Source organism: Hyphomicrobium sp. 802, assembly GCF_000526135.1.
Classification (GTDB): Bacteria; Pseudomonadota; Alphaproteobacteria; order Rhizobiales; family Hyphomicrobiaceae; genus Hyphomicrobium_B.
The window spans coordinates 3,992,562-4,014,738 of record NZ_JAFM01000001.1 but is presented as its reverse complement, the minus strand read 5'-3'; the positions used below and the strand labels follow the sequence as shown (position 1 = coordinate 4,014,738).

Annotated in this window: 16 protein-coding genes and 1 pseudogene; 15 read left to right on the top strand and 2 right to left on the bottom strand. The window is 59.1% G+C overall.

Annotated features, from left to right (window positions below; translation table 11 throughout):
• Positions 1–251: 251 nt before the first annotated feature.
• Positions 252–1,562 (top strand): porin, encoded by a 1,311-nt coding sequence (locus HYP802_RS0120370; protein ID WP_024276434.1) that lies wholly within the window; start codon positions 252–254, stop codon positions 1,560–1,562.
• Positions 1,563–1,696: 134 nt separating this feature from the next.
• Here HYP802_RS0120370 and HYP802_RS0120365 read toward each other — a convergent pair whose 3' ends face one another.
• The gene (locus HYP802_RS0120365) at positions 1,697–3,076 is read right to left on the bottom strand and encodes a DUF1254 domain-containing protein (protein WP_157135470.1); all 1,380 of its coding nucleotides are present in this window, start codon (positions 3,074–3,076) and stop codon (positions 1,697–1,699) included.
• A 158-nt stretch (positions 3,077–3,234) separates the two neighbouring features.
• Here HYP802_RS0120365 and HYP802_RS0120360 point away from each other — a divergent pair, with 158 nt between their 5' ends.
• The 14 genes and pseudogenes from HYP802_RS0120360 to HYP802_RS0120300 all read left to right on the top strand — a co-directional run bounded on the left by HYP802_RS0120360 (position 3,235) and on the right by HYP802_RS0120300 (position 19,995).
• Positions 3,235–4,242, top strand: coding sequence for an AraC family transcriptional regulator (locus HYP802_RS0120360; protein ID WP_035575855.1), 1,008 nt, complete (start codon positions 3,235–3,237; stop codon positions 4,240–4,242).
• Between the two features lie 147 nt (positions 4,243–4,389).
• Positions 4,390–5,001 (top strand): ANTAR domain-containing response regulator, encoded by a 612-nt coding sequence (locus tag HYP802_RS0120355; RefSeq protein ID WP_024276431.1) that lies wholly within the window; start codon positions 4,390–4,392, stop codon positions 4,999–5,001.
• Between the two features lie 2 nt (positions 5,002–5,003).
• Positions 5,004–6,227: a CmpA/NrtA family ABC transporter substrate-binding protein gene (locus tag HYP802_RS0120350; protein ID WP_024276430.1), complete on the top strand. Its 1,224-nt coding sequence runs from the start codon at positions 5,004–5,006 to the stop codon at positions 6,225–6,227.
• A gap of 303 nt (positions 6,228–6,530) precedes the next feature.
• Positions 6,531–7,853 carry a nitrate/nitrite transporter gene (locus tag HYP802_RS0120345; protein ID WP_024276429.1) on the top strand — a complete coding sequence of 441 codons (1,323 nt, stop codon included), beginning with the start codon at positions 6,531–6,533 and terminating at the stop codon, positions 7,851–7,853.
• Between the two features lie 17 nt (positions 7,854–7,870).
• Positions 7,871–10,324 (top strand): nitrite reductase large subunit NirB, encoded by a 2,454-nt coding sequence (gene nirB / locus HYP802_RS0120340; RefSeq protein ID WP_024276428.1) that lies wholly within the window; start codon positions 7,871–7,873, stop codon positions 10,322–10,324.
• The gene (gene nirD / locus HYP802_RS0120335; protein ID WP_013949572.1) at positions 10,324–10,665 is read left to right on the top strand and encodes a nitrite reductase small subunit NirD; all 342 of its coding nucleotides are present in this window, start codon (positions 10,324–10,326) and stop codon (positions 10,663–10,665) included. The genes nirB and nirD overlap by 1 nt, the downstream gene beginning before the upstream one ends.
• Before the next feature lie 11 nt (positions 10,666–10,676).
• Positions 10,677–13,334 (top strand): nitrate reductase, encoded by a 2,658-nt coding sequence (locus HYP802_RS0120330; RefSeq protein ID WP_024276427.1) that lies wholly within the window; start codon positions 10,677–10,679, stop codon positions 13,332–13,334.
• Between the two features lie 4 nt (positions 13,335–13,338).
• Positions 13,339–14,649, top strand: coding sequence for a porin (locus HYP802_RS0120325; RefSeq protein ID WP_024276426.1), 1,311 nt, complete (start codon positions 13,339–13,341; stop codon positions 14,647–14,649).
• Between the two features lie 39 nt (positions 14,650–14,688).
• Positions 14,689–15,621, top strand: coding sequence for a uroporphyrinogen-III C-methyltransferase (gene cobA, locus HYP802_RS0120320; RefSeq protein ID WP_013949569.1), 933 nt, complete (start codon positions 14,689–14,691; stop codon positions 15,619–15,621).
• Positions 15,622–15,710: 89 nt separating this feature from the next.
• Positions 15,711–15,834 (top strand): annotated as a pseudogene (locus HYP802_RS24060) (transcriptional regulator); the annotation flags it as partial.
• Between the two features lie 212 nt (positions 15,835–16,046).
• Positions 16,047–16,994: a LysR family transcriptional regulator gene (locus HYP802_RS0120315; protein WP_013949568.1), complete on the top strand. Its 948-nt coding sequence runs from the start codon at positions 16,047–16,049 to the stop codon at positions 16,992–16,994.
• A gap of 282 nt (positions 16,995–17,276) precedes the next feature.
• A complete protein-coding gene (locus HYP802_RS0120310; protein WP_024276424.1) occupies positions 17,277–18,269 on the top strand; it encodes an ABC transporter substrate-binding protein in 993 nt (330 codons plus the stop codon).
• 44 nt (positions 18,270–18,313) lie between these two features.
• Positions 18,314–19,117 carry an ABC transporter permease gene (locus HYP802_RS0120305; protein WP_013949566.1) on the top strand — a complete coding sequence of 268 codons (804 nt, stop codon included), beginning with the start codon at positions 18,314–18,316 and terminating at the stop codon, positions 19,115–19,117.
• A gap of 17 nt (positions 19,118–19,134) precedes the next feature.
• Positions 19,135–19,995 (top strand): ABC transporter ATP-binding protein, encoded by an 861-nt coding sequence (locus HYP802_RS0120300; protein ID WP_085941696.1) that lies wholly within the window; start codon positions 19,135–19,137, stop codon positions 19,993–19,995.
• A 70-nt stretch (positions 19,996–20,065) separates the two neighbouring features.
• Here HYP802_RS0120300 and HYP802_RS0120295 read toward each other — a convergent pair whose 3' ends face one another.
• Positions 20,066–22,132, bottom strand: coding sequence for an NAD(P)-binding protein (locus tag HYP802_RS0120295; RefSeq protein ID WP_013949564.1), 2,067 nt, complete (start codon positions 22,130–22,132; stop codon positions 20,066–20,068).
• Between the last annotated feature and the right edge of the window lie 45 nt (positions 22,133–22,177).

Genomic DNA, 22,177 nt, shown 5'->3' with positions numbered 1-22,177 from the left:
CTGATAAGCGCCTGAATTCAGGCATTACAAGCTGCCGCCACTTCGGCCAAAATTGGCACATCGATTGCAACCTCCCTCTCTCAGGCGACGGATGAACCGGGGGGTACAGCATGAACGCCATCACAGAGATCACCGCTCTCGATAGCCGAGAGTCGGTTGATCGCCCGCTACTGCCTCTCGACAACGAGCGGATAATCGACACTGCCGCCAGACACAAATCGAAGCATGGAATCTGGACGCGGAGTCGATCATTGAAACGAGCTACCGAACTTCTTTGCATTGCCGTTATCGCAGGAGCGTGTGTCGCCGCGGCTACCCCGTCTCAGGCAGCCGACCTTGGCGGTGATTGCTGCGCGGATTTGGAAGAACGCGTTGCCGAGCTTGAATCGACGACGGCGCGCAAAGGCAACCGCAAGGTCTCGCTGACGATCTCCGGCTACGTGGCTCAAGAGATGACCTGGTGGGACGATGGCGCTGAAAGCAACGTCTACCTGCACGGCCTCGGCCCGACGCAGGCCACGCATGTGATCTTCAACGGCAAGGCCCAGATCCTGCCCGGATGGACCGCGGGCTACCTGATTCGCATCCAGAACCTTGCCGACAACCCGTTCGGACGCAACGCCTCGACCGGCGACGCCATGAACCAGACCTCGGCGGACTTCAACCAAGGCCTCAATGTCCAGATGTCGTTCTGGTATTTGAAGAGCGACCAGTTGGGCAGCTTGAGCGTCGGCCGTCAGGCGAACGCTTCAAAAAGCGCGGCCATGTTCACGGACAAATCCGGCACGCAGGTCATCGACAACTACACGTTCTTCGACGGCTTTCCGCAGTTCAAGCTGCGCCAGAAGGGCGGCGGGTATGCACCAGGCAACATGACGTGGGGGCAGCTGTCTTATTGCTATTCGCAGGATGCGCCGATCGGCGGCGATTGCGACGGCATCGTGATGAACGCGGTACGCTATGATTCACCTGTGTTCGGCGGCTTCTCAGTCTCGGCGAGTTGGGGCGAAGACGACGACTGGGAACTTGCGGCGCGCTATGCCGGCAAGTGGAACGACTTCAAGGTCAACCTTGGCGTCGGCTATTCTGAGAACTCTGATGAGCGCATCAGCGGCACGGCCGTGCTGACCTCGAAGGACAGTCAATACTTCCAGGCTGGCGGCTACATCGAGCATATGCCGACGGGTCTGTTTTTCCACGGCGCGTACGGCCGTGAGGACAACAACGACGCAAAGCTCGTGAACGGCGCGACCGCACCGGACAGCCATCACTGGTACATCAAGTCGGGTATTCGCCGGAACTGGACGCCGCTGGGTGCGACGATCGTCTATGGCGATTATGCCGAATACGATGACCAGCTTGGACCATCTGCGCTGGCGCTTGGCGCCACGGGGAGCTCGTTCCAGCGTTACGGCGGTGGCATTGCCCAGGAGATCGACGCTGCGGCGATGACAGTCTACGTCAAATATCAGCACTACGATGCGGATGTGTTGGGCGTGTCCAGTCTATCCGACCTCGAAGGCCTCGACCTCGTCAGCTTCGGTGGACTGATCAATTTTTGATCGAAGCTTTCTTCCGCAACTTCGGCGGAATGCCAGCGAGCAGCTAAATCCCGGGCTGCTCGCGGGTGCTTGATGAACTCCAGGCTATCAAGGTCAATGCCGTATGCGCGATCTTTCATTCCGATGAGTGCGGCTCAGTTTACCTTCACGACCTCGGGCGGACTCCAACTCCCATCCAGAATCGAAGGGCTCGTTTCCTTAGGCCAATACATCCGCAGCATCGGCAGGAACGCACCTTTCGGAGCCGGGAGCCAATTGGATTCTTTATCGGCGCCCGGCGATTCATTCTGGAAGTAAAGCGTAACGGAGCCGTCGGGATTGGCCTTTAAATCGTTGCGCGGGCTGACCGTAAATTTATTCAGCGCATTCGGTACGAACCACCACCCTTGATCGATTTGGTACATCGTGATCGACCAGAAACCGTTGACCGGCGGCTCCTGGCCCTTTGCAAACGTCAGCGTATATTTGTCCGCGCCGCTGAGCGGCTGTCCGGCGTTGTCGACCTCCGTATAAGGATAGACGGCGTCAGCCTGCAAATTGGCCGGCCATCCAAAAGCCGCAACGAGCGCGCGCTTCATGTAGTCGGTGCCATATGCACCAAGCCCCTTGGTGAAGATCCATCTCTTGACCTCCACTCCCATCGCAGCCTTGTTCGCGCCGATTTTATCGAGCGCCTGCTGCGGCAACGCTTTCAACGCTGCCTGAACATTGGGATCGAGATTAGCCAAGCTGAATGTCTTGCACGGCTCGATGCCGATTTTCGCCATCTCTGCGAGGATAGGCGCATCCTCAGCCGCTGGTGGCGCATCCTTACACATCAGCCGCGCCATCATGTTGAAGTAGCCTTCGGTTCCAAGGCCAAGAATGACGTCCTGTGGTTTGTCGGTCATGGAGAAGCCCGGATTGGGATCCACCGGCGGGGCCACATACGTGTAATCAGCGCCGACCGCCGAGAGCGGCCGCAGGTCGTACTCAGCCTGCAGAGCATTCACGGCTTTGTAGTCGGCCTCGCTTCCGTCTGCATACGTCCGTCCGAGAATCAGCATGTAACGCGTGGGAGATTTGATCTCCGTCATGCCGGACGGCACCTCGCCTTTCCATCCCGGGCCGGTCAGCAGGAATTTCTCTGCTGCGCCGCCCGTCGTGCGGGTGCCGGGTGAATGGATCACAGGCATCCAAAGACTATACATGGGAAACAGATAGTATCGCTTCCCCATATCCGGATGAGAGAAAACGGTCGGACCTTTTTCCAAATCTATCCAGGCGAGAGAATAAAGCGTATCGGCATTCGGCGCTGATACGCCGCGATAGTCCGCGGGCGGATAACGCGGAATGTTAACGAACTTGCCCATCGGCCCCCGCGTGCCGTCGGGCTTGTCGACGTTCGTCATTTGAACGCGCGTAACTTCCGTCGTAATTAGCGAATATCCATAAATATACGCATCCATCGCAATCGCTTTGGACTCATCCACCGTCAAGGCGTGAGCGGCGCATGAAAAAAAAGCGGCACTCATGAGAGTCGCCGACGCAATTTTAAATTGATTTTTTATTGCCACGCTGTCTCTCCATTTCACATTTTTCGAGAGAGTACGGTGCGAGCGGAGGAATAATTCGCTTTATGCGCCAGACGGTGTAAAATAGCTAAGGTCCGCTTGTTTGAATCGCTGCTCGCATGATCTCAAGCTTCCCGCTGGTGCGCGCGTCCGATATCGCGCCGTTCGTTCGATGGGTTCAAAAAAACGGACGGTCGCTCGACGACGTGCTCGCGTGCGGAGGGCTATCAGCCCCGCCTTGGGACGCAACCTCCCGCCCGATTTCCCTGGTCAAAGCTCTTTCAGTAATGCGGATGCTGTCCCTACAGGAAGGACCCGACATCGCGACGCGCGTCGTGACAGACACGAGCATTCTCGATCTCGGAGAGCTGGGTCAGCTCATGCTTGGCGGCAGGACGCCGCGCGAGGCACTCACTCTTGTCTGTGAAGCGATGCCCCGTCATTGTACACACGAATTTCTAACGATCACGCCTGCCGCCGCAGGTGCGTTCATTCGTGAGGAACTCACTCTCGATGTGGACGATGTCACGCGGCACACTGTGCAACAATACCTGGCCGCACTGATCCGTTCACTTTGTAAAATGACGGGTTACGCAGGCGAGCCGCTCAGCAAAATCGAGATCACGCCGCATCCGGAATTCGGCTTGTCGCATCTCAACGGGTGCCTCGGACCACACCCGACGCCGAGCGACACGAACGCGCTCACGGTTTTTATATCTGATGATGTTCTGGATCGGCCGTTCCCCAGTTCCATCCGGAAGTTTGGAGGCGATTGGCCCAAAGATCATTGGGATCCGCTCTACAGCGCAAACAGTTTCGCGTGTACGGCGCGGGCATTCATCGATTTCATGCTCGATGATGGCGAACCGACCGTTGAGCGGTTTGCCGAAGCGAGTGGCTTCAGCGTGCGAACATCGCAGCGGCGACTTGCGGCCGAAGGCACGAGCTTTTCGGATCTTCTGGATGAAGCGCGAAGGGCGCGCGCGCTCGTTGCTTTGAGCGGCTCTTCGAAATCGATCACCCACGTTGCCGCGGATCTAGGATATTCCGGGCAGCCCTCTTTCGTCCGCGCCGTCCGCCGGTGGACGGGCGTATCGCCGCGACGGTATCGGAACAGCGCCGTTTGAGCAGACCGGCCCGACGCGAATTTCTGTGCAATTAACGGTCCGTCGTCCGACCTTGTCGCGACCCTAGTTCCGGCCCTGAGAATTTGCAGGCAGTTGACCGCGCGCGGAAATCGTGTACCCGAGACAGTCTTCTTGGTGGACACGGGCATGCACGCAGGGCCGAAACGACTTTCCATCTTGGTCATAGATGAAAACCGTCTGCGCGCCTCGGTCATCGAAGCGGGCCTGCGGGAAGCCGGCTATGATCACCTCACCGTCGTTCACGACGTCGCGGGAATTGCGCGCCGTATTTCCGAGATCGAGCCGGACGTCATCGTCATCGATCTCGAAAATCCCAACCGCGATATGCTCGAGAACATGTTCCAGCTTTCTCGTGCCGTGAAGCGCCCCATCGCGATGTTTGTCGACCGTTCGGACAGTGCCTCGATCGAGGCGGCGGTCGAAGCGGGGGTATCGGCGTACGTCGTTGACGGACTGAAGCAGGAGCGCGTTAAGCCGATCCTCGAAATGGCGATCAGTCGCTTTAACGCCTTCTCGCGCATGACCCGGGAACTTGAAGAGGCGCGTTCGGAGCTTGAAAACCGCAAGCTCATCGACCGGGCGAAGGGCATTCTCATGACGACGCGCGGTCTCTCCGAGCCCCAGGCTTACGCCTTGCTGCGCAAGACCGCGATGAACCAAAATAGAAAGCTCTCCGAAATCGCCGAAAGTTTGATAACGGCAGCCGGGCTTCTCGCCCCACCCGACGAGGAGGAGTGACGATGGCGAGCCTTTATCAGATCACTGCCGGGTTCATGCCGCTCCTCGACAGCGCGGTTCTCCTAACCGCAAAGGAAGTGGGTTTTGCCGAGGCCGAGGAGATCGACCTGACGCTCGTGCGCGAGATGTCGTGGGCCAATATTCGCGATCGGCTGGCGGTAGGGCATTTCCAGGTCGCCCACATGTTGGCGCCGATGCCAATTGCCTGCAATCTTGGCCTGACACCGCTGGCGGTTCCAACCATCGTTCCGATGGCGCTCGGTCTGGGCGGCAACGCGGTTACCGTGTCGAATGCCCTGTGGGACGCGATGGCAGCTAACGGCGCAAAGGCTGACTTCGATCCTGCGACGAACGGCAAGGCTCTAAAGGAAGTCGTTCGCACGCGCACGGCCCAAAACAAGACGCCGTTGCGGTTCGCGGTCGTCCATCCACACTCAGGGCATAACTACGAGCTTCGCTATTGGCTGGCCGCCTGCGGCATTGACCCATCGCGCGATATCGAGATTGTCATCGTGCCCCCGCCGTTGATGGTGGACGCTCTCGCGAGCGGCACGATTGACGGCTATTGCGTCGGCGAGCCGTGGAATTCTGCCGCGGCTCTCCTGGGGCAAGGCCATATAGCGACCGTGAAGGCCGCCATTTGGCGGTCGAGCCCCGAGAAAGTTCTCGCCGCCGGCGCGCACTGGGCGCAAGAGAATCCTGAAGCGCTGTCCGCCTTGTTGCGCGCGCTGCGTAATGCCGCCCAATGGTGCGCGGACACGCGCAATCATAACGATCTGGCGCGCATTTTGGCCGAGAAGACATACGTCGCTCAGCCTATCGAATGGATGCTTCCTGCGTTGCAAGGCCAGTTGCCTGTCGGCGGAGAACGCACCGTCGCTGTCTCGGATTTTTTTGTACCGTTTGCCAAAGCAGCGACGTTCCCTTGGAAGAGTCATGCGCTCTGGTTCTATTCGCAGATGGTTCGTTGGGGGCAAGTGCAGCACAGCGCGGAGCACGCAAAGAGTGCGCGCGAAACGTATCGGCCAGACCTTTACCGTGCCGCGCTGAAGCCGTCTGGCATTGCGCTCCCGGTGGCGAACGCGAAGGTCGAAGGAGCGCTGACGGCGCCCACTCCGGTTGGTTCATCCGGCGCGAGCCTGGTGCTCGGGCCGGACGGGTTCTTCGACGGCGGCTTGTTCGATCCCGATAAGCTAGACGCCTACATCGCAAGCCAGAAGCGGTGACGATCCCCGACCTGCGTCAAACGTGCGCTGCACAAATTTGCGCCGACGGGTCGTGAAATTGCTGAATGTTTGGACTTGCGAAGTGTTCGCTACTGCCGCAATCCTGGCAGGGACTCGAGTTGAAGGTTTGTAATTTCAGCTCGCCTAAGCAGCGTGATTTCCGCGCTTAGGGTTTCATCCGCGTCCAATGACGGGCGCTCAATAGGCAAAGCTGCCGTTCAAGCCTTCCTACCCTCTTTACCGAGGGTGCGAGCGCTTGGCCGGCAGCTTTTTTGTTTTTGGCGCCACGACCGGGAGCAATCGATGCGCACACAGGAAAGTTCGGGATTATCGCTGTCCACGGCCGAAGGGCGCGCCCTTTGGATTTCGACGATCGCTTTCACGGCCTGCTTCGCAGTCTGGACGATCTTCGCGATCATCGGCATTCGCATCAAGGCGCAGCTCGGATTGAATGAAACCGAGTTCGGCCTGCTGGCGGGAACGCCCATTCTGACGGGCTCGCTCGCCCGCATCTTCCTCGGCATCTGGACCGACCGCTACGGCGGACGGGTCGTGTTCACGCTCAACATGATCGCCGCAAGCATTGCGACGGCGCTTCTCGTTTTCGCGCACACCTATACGCAAATGCTTGTCGCGGCGCTTGGCGTTGGTCTGGCGGGCGGCTCATTTGCGGTCGGTATCGCCTACGTCTCGCGCTTCTATCAATCCGGACAGCAAGGCACCGCACTCGGTATCTTCGGCGCCGGCAACGTCGGCGCGGCCGTCACCAAATTTCTTGCCCCGTTCGCACTTGTCGCCTGGGGCTGGCATGCCGTCGCGCTGATCTGGGCGGCTGTACTGGCGGTGATGGCCATCGTCTTCTGGTTTACGACGACCGACGACCCGGTCACCGCCGAGCGCCGCCGCACAGGCGAAGCGCCAAAGGCGTACGCAATGGAACTCGCGCCGCTGAAGGATATCCGCGTTTGGCGGTTTTCCTTCTACTACTTCTTCACGTTCGGCGCTTTCGTCGCCCTCGCACTCTGGCTGCCGCGTTACCTGATCGGCGTCTATGGTTTCGACATCGAAACCGCTGGCATGATCGCCGCCTCCTATTCGATTCCAGCAAGCATCTTCCGCGCTTACGGCGGCGTCCTGTCGGATCGCATCGGCGCCCGCGCCGTTATGTACTGGTGCTTCGGCGTCTCCGCCATCGCGACGTTAGCTCTGTCGTTGCCGCCGACCGACTACGTCATGCACGGCACACACGGGCCGATCTCCGCGCACTTCGAGATCAGTCCCTTGATATTCGTCGGGATCGCGATGGTGCTCGGGTTCTTCATGAGCATCGGCAAGGCCGCCGTCTATAAGCATGTCGCGACGTACTATCCCGACAACGTCGGATCAGTTGGCGGCCTTGTCGGCATGATCGGCGGGCTGGGCGGTTTCGTTCTCCCGATCGCCTTTGGTTTTCTAAATCAGGTGACGGGGCTTTGGACGAGCTGCTTCATGCTGCTGTTCGTCATCGTCGTCGCCCTGTTCGTCTGGATGCACGTTTCGATCCGACGCATGGAGCGCGAAGGCGCCTCCCCGAAATCTGCAACCAACACCGACAGCGCCCTGGCCCAAATCGCTGGCCAGGCATGAGAGCGGGAACAACAGCCATGACGGAAAAACTCGTCATAATCGGCAATGGCATGGCGCCTGGGCGGATGCTTGAGCATCTGTTCGAGACATCACCGGGCCGCTACGCCGTCACGATTTTTAACGCCGAGCCGCGCGTCAATTACGATCGCATCATGCTCTCGCCCGTTCTTTCCGGCGAGAAGAGCTATGAGCAGATCATCATCCACGGCGACGGCTGGTACATCAAGAACGGCATCGCGCTCTACAAGGGCCACAAGATCGTCGCTATCGATCGCAACGCCAAAACCGTCACGTCCGATCACGGCGTCGTCGAGTCTTATGACAAGCTCGTCATCGCGACAGGATCGGTGCCGTTCATTCTGCCGGTGACGGGCAATAATCTGCCCGGCGTCTTGAGTTACCGCGATCTGGATGACGTCAACGCCATGCTGCTTGCGGCGCAGTCTCGGGCCAAGGCGGTCGTCATCGGCGGCGGCCTCTTGGGATTGGAAGCTGCGGCAGGTCTTGAAGCACAGGGCATGGACGTCACTGTCCTGCATTTAATGCCGACGCTGATGGAGCGCCAACTCGATCCAGCGGCAGGTTATCTCTTGCAGCGCGCGATTGAAGACCGCGGCATCAAGGTCATCTGCAAGGCCAACACGAAAGCCATTCTCGGCGACAGACGTGTCGAAGGTGTCGAGCTTGCCGATGGTCGTATCATTCCGGCGACGCTCGTCGTCATGGCGGCCGGTATCAAGCCGAATGCCGGGCTCGCAAAAGAAGCCGGTCTCGCCACCAATCGCGGCATTCTCGTCAACGCCGGCATGCAGACATCCGATCCTGATATTTATGCCGTCGGCGAATGCGCTGAAGTCGGTGGGCACGTCTACGGCCTCGTCGCACCGCTTTACGAAATGGCGCGCGTGGCAGCGGCCCACCTCGCAGATGAAAAAAGCATGGCGGCGTTCGTCCACAACGACACGCCGACGAAGCTCAAGGTCACCGGTATCGAGCTTTTCTCGCTCGGTGACTTCGCTGACGGTGAAGACCGGCACGAGATCGTCCTGCGCGATGCTTCGGCTGGTGTTTACAAGCGCATCATCCTGAAGGACAACCGCATCATTGGTACCGTCCTTTATGGCGAAACCGCCGATGGCGCGTGGTTCAACGACCTGAAGAAAAAGCAGGTCGATATCTCCGACATGCGCGACACCTTGATCTTCGGCCAGGCCTATCAGGGAGGAACGCCCCTCGACCCTATGGCGGCCGTTGCAGCCTTGCCCGATGACGCAGAAATCTGCGGCTGCAACGGCGTGTGCAAAGGCAAGATCGTCGGTGCCATTCAGGAGAAGGGCCTGACGTCGCTCGATGACGTCCGCGCTCACACCAAAGCTTCTGCTTCGTGCGGCTCGTGCACGGGCCTCGTTGAGCAGCTTATGTCTCTGACGCTCGGGGATGCCTACAACCCGACCGCCGTGCAACCGATGTGTGGATGCACAACCCTCGGCCATGACGATGTCCGCCGATTGATCAAAGCGAAAAGTCTGAAGAACATTTACGCCGTCATGCAGGAGCTAGAGTGGACGACGTCGTGTGGCTGCGCCAAGTGCCGGCCGGCGTTGAATTACTATCTCGTCTGCGACTGGCCCGGCGAATACGCCGACGACTATCAATCGCGTTTCATCAACGAGCGCGTGCACGCGAACATTCAGAAGAACGGCACCTATTCGGTCGTGCCGCGCATGTGGGGCGGCGTGACGAGTGCGAATGAGCTGCGCGCCATCGCTGACGTCGTGGACAAGTTCAATATCCCGACCGTGAAGGTAACCGGCGGCCAGCGCATTGACATGCTGGGCGTGAAGAAAGAGGACCTGCCCGCTGTCTGGGCCGATCTCGGCAAAGCGGGCTTCGTCTCGGGGCACGCCTACGCGAAAGGTCTGCGCACTGTGAAGACGTGCGTCGGCACGGACTGGTGCCGCTTTGGTACGCAGGATTCGACCGGCTTCGGCATCCGCATCGAGAAATTCATGTGGGGCTCGTGGACGCCCGCGAAGGTCAAGATGGCCGTTTCGGGCTGTCCACGCAATTGCGCCGAAGCAACCTGCAAGGACGTCGGCGTGATCTGCGTCGACTCCGGCTACGAGGTTCATTTTGCAGGTGCGGCCGGTCTCGACATCAAGGGCACGGAAGTTCTGGGTCTTGTCAAAACCGAGGACGAAGCCCTCGAAGTCATTGTTGCGCTCGTGCAGATGTACCGTGAGCAGGCGCGCTATCTCGAACGCATCTACAAATGGGCAAAGCGTGTCACCATCGACGAGATTCGTCGCCAGGTTCTCGATGATACCGAGAAGCGCCGCGGCTATTACGACCGCTTCGTCTATTCGCAGAAATTTGCACAGGTCGACCCGTGGTCGGAACGCGTTTCCGGCCTGCACAAGCATGAGTTCAAACCGATGGCAACCATCGGCATGGCAGACGCGGCGGAGTGATGGACATGAGCTGGGCATTGATCGGCAGCATCACCGATGTTCCGCGGCGCGGCGCACGCTGTGTCGAGACACCGCAAGGCAAGGTCGCGGTCTTCCGCACGGCAGAAGATCGCATCTTTGCTATCGAAGATCATTGTCCGCACAAGGGCGGACCGCTGAGTCAGGGCATCGTCCACGGTGCCGCCGTAACATGCCCGCTGCACAACTGGGTCATCTCGCTCGAAACCGGCAAAGCGCTCGGCGCCGATGAAGGCAGCGTGCGGACGATACCGGTCAAGGTCGAAGGCGACCAACTCTTTATTGCCTTGGCTTCCGAAGCCAAAGCGCATCGCGCGGCGTGAGGCAAATATCGATGGCCATGCCTCAGCCAACAAAGACGACGTGTCCGTACTGCGGCGTCGGCTGCGGTGTGCTTGCGGAAGCGTCGGTCGACGGCACGGTCGCGGTGAGCGGCGATCCGGATCATCCGGCGAACTTCGGCAGGCTGTGCTCGAAGGGTTCGGCGCTTGGCGAAACCGTCGCTCTCGATGACCGCCTGCTATATCCCGAAGTGGGCGGTCGGCGCGTGAGCTGGAACGCGGCGCTCGAACTCGTCGCTTCTGGTTTTTCCAAGACGATCGCCAAGCACGGTCCGGACTCGGTCGCGTTTTATGTCTCCGGCCAGCTTCTCACCGAAGACTATTACGTCGCCAACAAACTGATGAAGGGCTTCATCGGCTCGGCGAATATCGACACGAATTCTCGGCTGTGCATGGCCTCGTCGGTCGCCGGGCACAAGCGCGCATTCGGCACCGATACCGTGCCGGGCTGCTACGAGGATCTCGAATGCGCGGACCTCATCGTGCTCGTCGGCTCGAACCTCGCGTGGTGTCATCCGGTTCTCTATCAGCGCATCGTCGCAGCGAAAGAGAAGCGGCCGAGCATGAAGATCGTGCTGATCGATCCGCGTCGAACGATGACAGCCGATCTCGCCGAGATGCATTTGCCGATCAAGCCCGACGGCGACGTCGCGCTGTTCGTCGGCCTGCTCAATCATCTGGCTGATGTGGGCGCAATCGACGACGCCTTCGTTTCCGCACACACATCGGAGTTCGAAGGCACCCTCAACACTGCGCAATCTGTCGATGCGCTGACCATCGTTGAGCGAACCGGGCTGTCGAACGCACGGCTTAAGGACTTCTTCGACATCTTCGCGCGCACGGAAAAAGTGGTCACCATCTTCAGCCAGGGTGTCAATCAGTCGTCCTGCGGCACCGACAAGGTCAACGCCATCATCAATTGCCACCTCGCGACGGGCCGCATTGGTAAGCCAGGCATCGGGCCGTTTTCCGTTACAGGCCAGCCGAACGCCATGGGCGGTCGCGAAGTTGGCGGTCTGGCAAACACGCTCGCCGCTCATATGGAATTCGACAGGGTAGGCGACTGCGACCGCGTCCAACGCTTCTGGCAATCTCCGGTGATCGCGGCAAGGGCCGGCCTCAAAGCCGTCGATATGTTCCGCGCCGTCGCCGATGGACGCATCAAGGCGATCTGGATCATGGCGACGAATCCCGTCGTCTCGATGCCGGATGCAGGCGACGTTGAAGACGCCCTGCGCAACTGCCCGTTCGTTGTTGTCTCGGACGTCATCGCGAAGACAGACACGGTGCGCCATGCTCATGTCACGCTTCCAGCCGCGGCATGGGGAGAGAAAAGCGGCACCGTCACCAATTCCGAGAGACGCATCTCGCGACAGCGCAGTTTCCTGCCGCTACCCGGCGAAGCACAACCCGACTGGTGGATCATGTGCGAAGTCGCAAAGCGCATGGGATTCGGGGGCGCCTTCGCGTTCCAATCGCCGTCAGAGATTTTCGCTGAGCATGCGGCGCTTTCTGCATTCGAGAATGAAGGCACCCGCGATTTCGATATCGGCGCATTCAGCGATATTTCCGGGGATGATTTCGACGCACTCGAACCGTGTCAGTGGCCTCGCCGGAGAGGCGAGAGTTCCCGCATCCGTTTCTTTGCGGACGGAAACTTTTTCACGCCCGATCGTAAAGCACGCTTTGTCGCGACGAAACTCGAGAGCGTGCGGCGCGAACGTTCAGCTTTTCCGCTGACCCTCAATACCGGTCGCATCCGAGATCATTGGCACACGCTGACGCGCACCGGCAAAAGTCAACGCCTGTCGCAGCACTACGGTGAGCCGTTCGCCGAGATCCATCCAGATGACGCAAAGCGTCACGGTATTGCAGATGCCGATCTCGTTCGCGTTTCGACGGGCTCTGCGGCTGTCCTGGTGCGCGCGTTGATTTCGGCGCGCCAGCAACGGGGCTCGATATTCGTTCCGATGCATTGGACGGATCAGTTCGCTTCGAAGGCACGGGTCGATACGCTCGTGCCTTCTATCGTTGACCCGATCTCGGGTCAGCCGGCTGCGAAGAACGTTGCTGTCCGTATCGAGCGCTTCGTCGCCGAAACATACGGCTTTGCGGTTCTTGCCCGCAAGCCCGAGCAAATCAATGCGGAATACTGGGCACTTGCCAAGTGTGACGGCGGCTGGCGCATCGAGCTTGGCTTTGCGTCGGGACGCGAAGATTGGGCCGCGTTCGCCAACGCGCTTTTCGGTTCGTCGTCGGACGCCGATACGATCGCCTTTCACGACTGCCAAAGTGCACGCTACCGCTTCGCTTGCTATCGCGATGAAACGCTGTTGGGCGCTGTTTTTCTCGCACCGGAGCCGGTGGCCGTGTCCCGCGATTGGGCCGTTGCGCAACTCGCGACAGCACATCAGCGCGCTGCCCGATTCAAGATCATCGCCGGTCGTCCGGGCGCTGGCGGTGCCGACAAGGGCGCAACGGTCTGCTCGTGTTTCGGCGTCGGCGCCAATGACATCGCAGCCGCCGCGCGGCGCGGCTGCCGCACCGTTGCAGAGATCGGAGAAACGCTGCAGGCCGGAACAAATTGCGGCTCATGCCGTGCCGAAATCAAAACCATTATCGAAGCGCAGAACCTTCAGGCAGCGGAGTGAATCTTTGAAGCGAGCAAGCAAATATCTTTCTGTGATGCTGGCGTTTGGTGCGTTGCTGAGTTTCTCTACCCCGTCTCGGGCAGCCGACCTTGGCGGTGATTGCTGCGCGGATTTGGAAGAACGCGTTGCCGAGCTTGAAGCGACGACGGCGCGCAAAGGCAACCGCAAGGTCTCGCTGACGATCTCAGGCTATGTGGCTCAAGAGATGACCTGGTGGGACGATGGTGCTGAAAGCAACGTCTACCTGCACGGCCTCGGCCCGACGCAGGCCACGCATGTGATCTTCAACGGCAAGGCGCAGATCCTGCCTGGATGGACCGCCGGCTACCTGATTCGCATCCAGAACCTTGCGGATAATCCGTTTGGCCGCAACGCCTCGACCGGCGACGCCATGAACCAGACCTCGGCGGACTTCAACCAAGGCCTCAATGTCCAGATGTCGTTCTGGTATTTGAAGAGCGACCAGTTGGGCAGCTTGAGCGTCGGCCGTCAGGCGAACGCTTCAAAAAGCGCGGCGATGTTCACGGACAAATCCGGCACGCAGGTCATCGACAACTACACGTTCTTCGACGGCTTTCCGCAGTTCAAGCTGCGCCAGAAGGGCGGCGGCTATGCACCAGGCAACATGACGTGGGGGCAGCTGTCTTATTGTTATTCGCAGGATGCGCCGATCGGCGGCGATTGCGATGGCATCGTGATGAACGCGGTGCGCTATGATTCACCTGTGTTCGGCGGCTTCTCTGTCTCGGCGAGTTGGGGCGAAGACGACGACTGGGAACTTGCAGCGCGCTATGCCGGCAAGTGGAACGACTTCAAGGTCAACCTTGGCGTCGGCTATTCTGAGAACTCTGATGAGCGCATCAGCGGCACGGCAGTCTTGACCTCGAAGGACAGTCAATACTTCCAGGCCGGCGGCTACATCGAGCATATGCCGACGGGTCTGTTCTTCCACGGCGCGTACGGCCGTGAGGACAACAACGACGCAAAGCTTGTGAACGGCGCGACCGCACCCGACAGCCATCACTGGTACATCAAGTCGGGTATTCGCCGGAACTGGACGCCGCTGGGTGCGACGATCGTCTATGGCGATTATGCCGAATACGATGACCAGCTTGGACCGGCTGCGCTGGCGCTTGGCGCCACGGGGAGCTCGTTCCAGCGTTACGGCGGTGGCATAGCCCAGGAGATCGACGCAGCAGCGATGACGGTCTACGTCAAATATCAGCACTACGATGCGGATGTGTCGGGTGTGTCCAGTCTATCCGACCTCGAAGGCCTCGACCTCGTCAGCTTCGGTGGACTGATCAATTTTTGAAGCCTGAAATTCGGATCGGCGATAGCTGAGGACTTCTTCATGCAATCAGATGCGACGACGTTTTTGCAACCGGAGGCAAGTCCGGGACGGTTGTCATTGCTCAGAATGTTCGGTTTGGCTTTAAAGGCAGCCGTCGCGCCGGTTGCCTCAATGCTGAAGGGGTCAGCAGCGAAGATCGGCTCGGCAACAAAAGGCGACAAGTCGCGCGGTTGCGTTACGCTGGTCGGCGCGGGGCCTGGTGATCCCGAGCTTCTGACGATCAAGGCGTTGCGAGCCATAGAAGCAGCGGACGTCATTCTATTCGATGCGCTTGTGTCTGACGCCATACTCGAATTGGCGCCGCGACACGCCGAGTTGATTTGCGTTGGCAAAAGAGGCGGACGGCCGAGCTGCCGCCAAGACGACATCAATCGGCTGATGGTCGAATACGCCAGCGCGGGCAGTCATGTCGTTCGCCTGAAAGCCGGAGATCCCGCGATCTTCGGAAGGGCAGGAGAGGAAGTATCGTATCTTGCAGCAGAAGGTCTGGAGGCACGGATTGTACCCGGCATAACAGCGGCATCGGCGATGGCTTCCGCATTCGGAATTTCGCTGACGCATCGCAATCACGCAAAATCAGTACGCTTCGTGACGGGGCACTCGAAAAACGGCGGTCTGCCGGAAGATCTCGATTGGCAGGCGATCGCCGATCCTTCGGCGACGACGATCTTCTATATGGGCGCGCCTCTCGCCGCAGAAATCTCCAAGCGCCTCATCGCGCTCGGGATGTCAGAGGATACACCCGTTGGTGTGGCGTCTTCGCTCAGTCGTCAAAATCAGAAGGTTGCGCGCGGTCAGCTTAAAGAGCTTGAAAGTGTTGTTGAGACGTTCGATCGCTCGGAACCGCTCGTACTTGGTGTCGGATCGGTATACGCGGGAACGGAACCGCTAACCGCATCTTCCCTGTCTCGGAGCGGATGCGCGGCTGTTTGACCGCGAACTTTGCCTAGCAAAATCATTTTCCAAAGGGAGCCTTGATCGGGCGACGCTATACATTATGCAAAAATGTATAATGTCGATCCGAGGCGGGCGTTGTCGAGACGCGTTGCGAGGCGAAGCAGATCTTCTATCGTCCGACGGAAAAAAAACGCGCTCCTCGTTCAGGCGCTCTATCGAATTTTCTGCAGCCCAGAGGCGCGGGGTTAAACCTCATCCGTGAGCCCGATGCGCCGCCGATGGTCGGCGGCTTCATTATTAACATAAATGCGTTCGTTCGTGGGGCCGAAAGTCTTAGGGCGTCCTTCGCTTAGCGCAGCGCGAAACGTATCGAGCCGGTTTGGCGTAGACGCCACCCCCAGAGTTTGCCTTGCGACTTTGGTGAGCTTTCCCTGTCGTTAGTGCATGATATATCCAGAATTATGCGCTTCACATTCAGACAGCTCGAATATTTCATCGCCACCGCCGAGACCGGGAGCATTACCCTCGCATCCGAGCGCGTAAACATTTCCCAGCCGTCGATATCGACCGCAATTTCCAGTCTGGAACAGGAACTCGGCGTGCAGTTGTTCATTCGGCAGCATGCGCAGGGCCTGTCTCTGACACCGGCGGGCAGCATTTTGCTGCTTGAGGCAAAGCGCATCATCGAACAGGCGAACGCTCTCTATACCGCAGCGAGCGAAGCTATCGATCAGGTGCGAGGACAGCTGACGGTCGGGAGCTTCGTTACCATCACGCCGATGGTCATGCCCGAACTTGCTCATTCCTTTGTTTCGGCTTTCCCGGCGGCGCAAATCCGTTTGGTCGAGAACAATCAGGAGCAGTTGCTCGACAGTCTGCGCCGTGGCGAGATCGATGTCGCGGTCACCTACGATCTGCAACTCGCCGACGATATCGAATTCGTGCCTTTGGCGAGCTTGCCGGTCCACGTCGTGGTTGCCGAGACGCACCCGTTGGCAAGCCAGCCCGCGGTGAGCCTGCAGGACTTAGCGAAAGAGCCGCTCGTTTTGCTCGACCTGCCGCTTAGCCGCGAGTACTTCCTTGCCCTCTTCTTGAAAGAGGGGCTGGAGCCCTCCATCGCAATGCGGTCACCGCACCCCGATGTCGTCCGCACCATGGTTGCAAATCGCTACGGTTACACGCTCGCCAATGTGCGGCCACGGTCAGACTTTGCGCTCGACGGCCGACGCGTCGTTCGGTTGCGGCTGGTGGGTGACCATCGGCCGATGACGATCGGCATCGCAACACTATCACAATTGCGAAAATCGAGGCTGATCTCGGCCTTTGAGGCACATTGTCGTGCCCACGTCTCCGATGCCTACATTCCCGGCATGGCGGCTCCAAATTTTGAACGTTGGTCGCGCAAATAGCCAAAATAACCGTCGGCCGGCGCTTCGGACTTTCCAAACTCCGCAACAGCGAGATCTGGGTGTTGCTTCGGCTTTGTCGAAGCAGGGCAGATGAAATGAGTAATTCGTCCCGAGCCACCAGGGTGATTTTATCACCGAGTTGTCATTTGGCTCCGGCGACGAATACCGATCGCGCTCACGAAACCGGGGTTTTCGCGGAAGCTCAAGAACGGAACTTCGAACCAGCAACATCGGCTTCGCCCGTCCTGGGCGATGGCGCCGACCAATCCAGAAAGACCCGACATGATTGCAAGAATGCTGCAAAAGACGCTTTTCACTGCCGCGATTGCGTTGTCGATCGGCATTTCCAATCCGTTGGCGGCGAATGCCGGACAGCTCCGTCTCGGCATGACGACCTGGGTCGGCTACGGCCCGCTCTTTCTGGCGCGCGACCTCGGCTATTTCAAAGAAGAGGGCGTGGACGTCGACCTCAAGATCATCGAGGAGGCCTCGCTCTATATGGCAGCTACGGCACGCGGCGATCTCGATGGCGCGGCCTCAACGGTCGACGAGCTTATAAAATACCGCTCCAAAGACCTCTGCTTCAAGTATGTCCTGGCCCTCGACGAGAGCCACGGCGGAGATGGCGTCCTCACGCAGGATGACGTGAAGTCTCTCAAGGATCTCAAAGGAAAAGAAGTCGGGCTTAATGAGGGATCAATTTCGGAATTCTGGTTCAATATTCTCCTCAAAAAGGAGGGTATGACCGAAAGCGACGTCAAGATTACAAACTTGACGGCAGATGACGCCGCAGCGGCATTCATCGCTGGCCGCATTCCCGCAGCCGTCACCTGGGAACCGCACCTGTCGTTCGTACGCGAGCAGAAAAAGGGCAAAGTCCTGATCGACTCGTCCACCACGCCTGGCTCCATCGTCGACGTCGTCGCGCTGCGTTGTGACGTGATCGAGAAGAACCCCAAAGAGGTCGAAGGCTTCGTTCGCGCCTACTACAAGGCCATCGAATATCTCAAGCAGCATCCGACTGAGGCATACGCGATCATGGCCAAAGGCGTTGGTGGCTATCTTGAGAAGCCGGAAGACTTCGCCCAGTCGGCGAAGGGCGTGCTCTACTACGATCGTGAGCGCAACATTGCCTACATGGGTCCCGCCGATGGTTCCTCTGGGCTTTCCAAGCTGATCGGGTTCGCCAACGATTTCTTGGGTTCGACCGGCAAACTGAAAATGAAGCAGGATGCTTCGACGCTCGTCGATGCGCGCTTCATTGATGTGAAATAATCGAACCTTCCTTACCGGCCTACCTGATCGAGACGAGCACTCGCATGCCACAACGAAAATCCGCTTGGATGCGCTTGACCACACCTTTCGGCAACATACCGCAGAGCACGGGTCTCGCAGCCGCAGCGTTGGTTTGGCTGCTCGTTCTCGGCGCCTGGGCCATTCTGTCCTACGGCGGTCTGGTGGCGAGCACCTTCTTGCCCACACCGAGCGCCGTCGTCACCAGAACGATCGAGAAGGCTGCTGACGGCAGCCTTCTGGAAAACACGATGGCGAGTGCCGAGGTCGTCATCCTGGGCTTCATCATCTCGTCGCTGATCGCAGTTCCGCTCGGCTTGTGGATGGGCACCTACAAGCTCGTTCAATCCGGCCTGGAGCCGCTGGTCAATTTCATCCGCTATTTGCCTGTAACCTCTTTCGTTCCACTGTTCATCCTGTGGATCGGCATTGGCATCGAGCAGCGCATTACCGTGATTTTCTTCGGCACTTTCTTCCAGCAGCTTGTGATGATTTCCGATTGCGCGCGTAACGTCCCTCAGGACCTCGTCAATGCATCCTATACGCTCGGCACGCGTCGGCGCGAGGTTGTCTGGCACGTCATCTTTCCGGCGGCTCTGCCGTCAATTCTCGACACATTGCGCGTGACGATGGGTTGGGCTTGGACCTATCTGGTCGTCGCTGAACTCGTCGCAGCATCGAGCGGTCTCGGCTACATCAGTCTCAAGGCGATGCGCGGCTTCCAGGTCGACATCATTTTCATGGCCATCGCCGCGATCGGCGTGCTCGGACTGATAACCGACACGGCATTCAGAATTTTACGCCGGAGGGCCGCGCCGTGGGCAGTATGACGAGCAACGCGCAGCGAATGGTAATCGATCAACCCGATTTGGACAGGGAAGCCTCCGTCGCGGACAAGATGATGCAAGCCGTTGACCAGCAGGCCGTGGCGATGTCCACGAGCGATCAAATCGCCGTCGAGAACGTCTCACTGCGCTATGGCGGCAGCGCTGGAGTTCTGGCGATCGACAATGTATCCTTCACCGTGCCCGATAACGAATTCTGCGTCATTGTGGGCCCGTCAGGATGCGGAAAGTCGAGCCTGCTTTATCTGGCGGCCGGCCTTCACGACGCCACGTCTGGACGCATTCTCGTCAACGGGCATGAGGTGTTCGAGCCCGGTCGTGAGCGCGGCATGGTCTTTCAGGGATATACACTTTTTCCCTGGCTAACCGTGCGGGCCAATATCGAGTACGGCCCAAAGCGAAGAGGAATGGCGGCGCCCGAGCGCCGCAAGATCGTCGACCAATACCTTGAAGAGGTCGGCCTAACGGCGTTTGCGAACCATTACCCGTCGCAGCTGTCCGGAGGCATGAAGCAACGCGTTGCGATTGCGCGCGCGTTGGCGAACGATCCCGCCGTTCTTTTGATGGACGAACCGTTCGGCGCTCTGGATAGCCAGACGCGAACGACGATGCAGAAGCTGCTTCTGCGCGTTTGGGAGCGCCATCACAAGACAGTGCTGTTCGTGACGCACGACATCGAAGAAGCGCTTCTTCTTGGCGACCGCGTGCTGGTGATGACGGCCCGGCCGGGTCGCATCAAGGCTCAGGTGAAGGTAAATATCCCGCGGCCTCGCACGACCAATCTGATCCTTGAACCGGAATTCATCGCTCTCAAGCGGCAGTTGCTGAGCTTGCTGCACGACGAGATCGACGAGAACCATTGATCGTCGTCGATGGATTGAATGTCCGATCCGCCGCGGCGACAACAAACGCCGTGGCGGTTTGCGTCTCAGCTCAGCTTGCGAGTGCAGTGACTTCGCGCCGGAACGGGAGAGTGTCCCCGATGTCGGCTTCGTCTAGCTCGCGAGCGAAGCGATGCCCGGCATAGGTTGCCCACGCGATCGGCCCGGGTGCTTCCGCGTCGCCGATGACTTTTATTGATCGGATACCAGCGTCTTCCCACTCAGCTTGACGCGCTTTCAGCTCCTGCCACAGACCGTCGTTCTGAATGCGTGACGTGACAAGAACGACGGCGTCAGCCTCGATGCTGTCTTCTTCGCCCGTGTAGGAGCAAGCCGTGACGACGCCGTCTGCTGCAATACGCGTCACAGTTTGGTTGAGCACGATGCGGACACCGAGTCCGGCGAGCCGGCGGTGGATCGCCGCCTGCTCCAGGGTATTGCGTGTCCAATCTGAGACATAGGCTGACGGCGTAACAAGCGTCACGAGCGCTCCACGCGACACCAGAAGTTCGGCAAGTACGCCGCCCATATAGTAGTGGTCGTCGTCAAAGAGCACGACGTGCCCTGACGGCATCCGTTCTGCCATCAGATCATCGGGCGTGAAGATCGCCATGCCCGGATCGATCGGCATCGGTACAACGTGCGCTCGACCGACCCCATCACATCGCCACGTCGAACCCGTGGCAACGGCGATATTCTGATAGCCGAACGAGAGAATATCATCGGCCGTCAAGCGGCTGTCGAAATAGATCTCGACGTTGCTCATCTGGCTGATCTGATATTGCCGATAATCACGAACTCGTCCCCACGCGGACAAACCCGGCAGCTTGCACTCCTTTGCGACGCGACCGCCAAGCTCTTTTCCGGCCTCCGCCAACGCCACCTGATAGCCCCGCAAGCCGAGCGCACGCGCCGCTTCGAGTCCGGCTGGTCCGGAACCGACGATCAGAACGCTCTCGCTTTCACCCTTCGCCTGCATGCGTTCCGGATGCCAACCCTTGCGCCACTCCTCCATGAATGTCGGATTCTGAGTGCAGCGTGAGATCGACATCGTCATGTCGCCCGTGATGCAGATGTTGCACCCGATGCATTCGCGAATATCTTCGATACGCCCTTCCTCGATCTTCTTGGGCAAGAATGGATCGGCGATTGAGGGCCTGGCGCACCCGATCAAATCGAGCGTTCCGGACTTAATCATCCGCACCATGGTATCTGGTGACGTGAAGCGGCCGACACCAACAACCGGCTTTGTCGTCAGCGCCCTGATTCCCATAACGAGGCTCTCCTGCGCCGCCTCATCCTTGAAGCGGGAAGGACCGGAGCAATCTTCCCAAGCGCCGTGGGCGAGATCCCAGAGATCGGGCAGATCGGCGTGCATTGCAATCAGATCGCGCACTTCAGAATTGGCAAATCCAAGCTCGCCAATCATTTCATCGAGCGAGAGCCTGAGTGTCAGGCCGCAGGTGTCCCCGATAGCGTCCCGCCCTTCCTCGATGAGCTCTCGCATCAGACGCGACCTGTTCTCCAGCGATCCGCCATATTCGTCGTTACGCTGATTGGTAGCGGTTGAGAGGAAATGCTGGATGATGCCGAAGCCATGCGCGCCATAAAGACAGACAAGATCAAAGCCCGCTCGCTTGGCGCGAAGGAACGCGTTGCGATGCCAGCGCCGCAAGTCGCGAATATCCTGTTTGTCCATGGCGCGCGCCTGGACGGGATCGTTCGTAAACGTACGGATCGGCAACGCGGACGGCGCGCGCGGAACTTCCTTGGTATAGAGATTGGGGCCATTCACGCCGGAATAGGCGAGCTGAATGCCCGCCAATGCGCCGTGAGCGTGCATCGCGTCTGCCATCTTGGCGAGGACCGGAATATCCGCGTCGTCCCACAACCTCAGTTCAATGAAGGGCGTGATTTCCGAAGTGTGATGCAGCTCGGTTTGTTCGGTGAAAATGACGCCCCAGCCGCCCTCCGATTTGGTTCGGCGCATCTCGGCCGCCGCCGAAGGATCTCGATATCCTCCGCCGTTGCAGTGAGGAACCTGATAGAAGCGGTTCTTCGCGACCACAGGACCGATCTTTATCGGCTCGAACAAAATATCGTAGCGAGGATCGCGCATCGCAGTGCCCTGTTCTATTGCAGTCTTCGCAATTTTTATCGTTGG

Coding starts and splice junctions, on each gene's coding strand:
- HYP802_RS0120365 (WP_157135470.1), bottom strand. CDS start 3,076: ATGAGTGCCGCTTTTTTTTCATGCGCCGCTCACGCCTTGACGGTGGAT.
- HYP802_RS0120360 (WP_035575855.1), top strand. CDS start 3,235: ATGATCTCAAGCTTCCCGCTGGTGCGCGCGTCCGATATCGCGCCGTTC.
- HYP802_RS0120355 (WP_024276431.1), top strand. CDS start 4,390: ATGCACGCAGGGCCGAAACGACTTTCCATCTTGGTCATAGATGAAAAC.
- HYP802_RS0120350 (WP_024276430.1), top strand. CDS start 5,004: ATGGCGAGCCTTTATCAGATCACTGCCGGGTTCATGCCGCTCCTCGAC.
- HYP802_RS0120345 (WP_024276429.1), top strand. CDS start 6,531: ATGCGCACACAGGAAAGTTCGGGATTATCGCTGTCCACGGCCGAAGGG.
- nirB (WP_024276428.1), top strand. CDS start 7,871: ATGACGGAAAAACTCGTCATAATCGGCAATGGCATGGCGCCTGGGCGG.
- nirD (WP_013949572.1), top strand. CDS start 10,324: ATGGACATGAGCTGGGCATTGATCGGCAGCATCACCGATGTTCCGCGG.
- HYP802_RS0120330 (WP_024276427.1), top strand. CDS start 10,677: ATGGCCATGCCTCAGCCAACAAAGACGACGTGTCCGTACTGCGGCGTC.
- cobA (WP_013949569.1), top strand. CDS start 14,689: ATGCAATCAGATGCGACGACGTTTTTGCAACCGGAGGCAAGTCCGGGA.
- HYP802_RS0120315 (WP_013949568.1), top strand. CDS start 16,047: ATGCGCTTCACATTCAGACAGCTCGAATATTTCATCGCCACCGCCGAG.
- HYP802_RS0120310 (WP_024276424.1), top strand. CDS start 17,277: ATGATTGCAAGAATGCTGCAAAAGACGCTTTTCACTGCCGCGATTGCG.
- HYP802_RS0120305 (WP_013949566.1), top strand. CDS start 18,314: ATGCCACAACGAAAATCCGCTTGGATGCGCTTGACCACACCTTTCGGC.
- HYP802_RS0120300 (WP_085941696.1), top strand. CDS start 19,135: ATGGTAATCGATCAACCCGATTTGGACAGGGAAGCCTCCGTCGCGGAC.
- HYP802_RS0120295 (WP_013949564.1), bottom strand. CDS start 22,132: ATGCGCGATCCTCGCTACGATATTTTGTTCGAGCCGATAAAGATCGGT.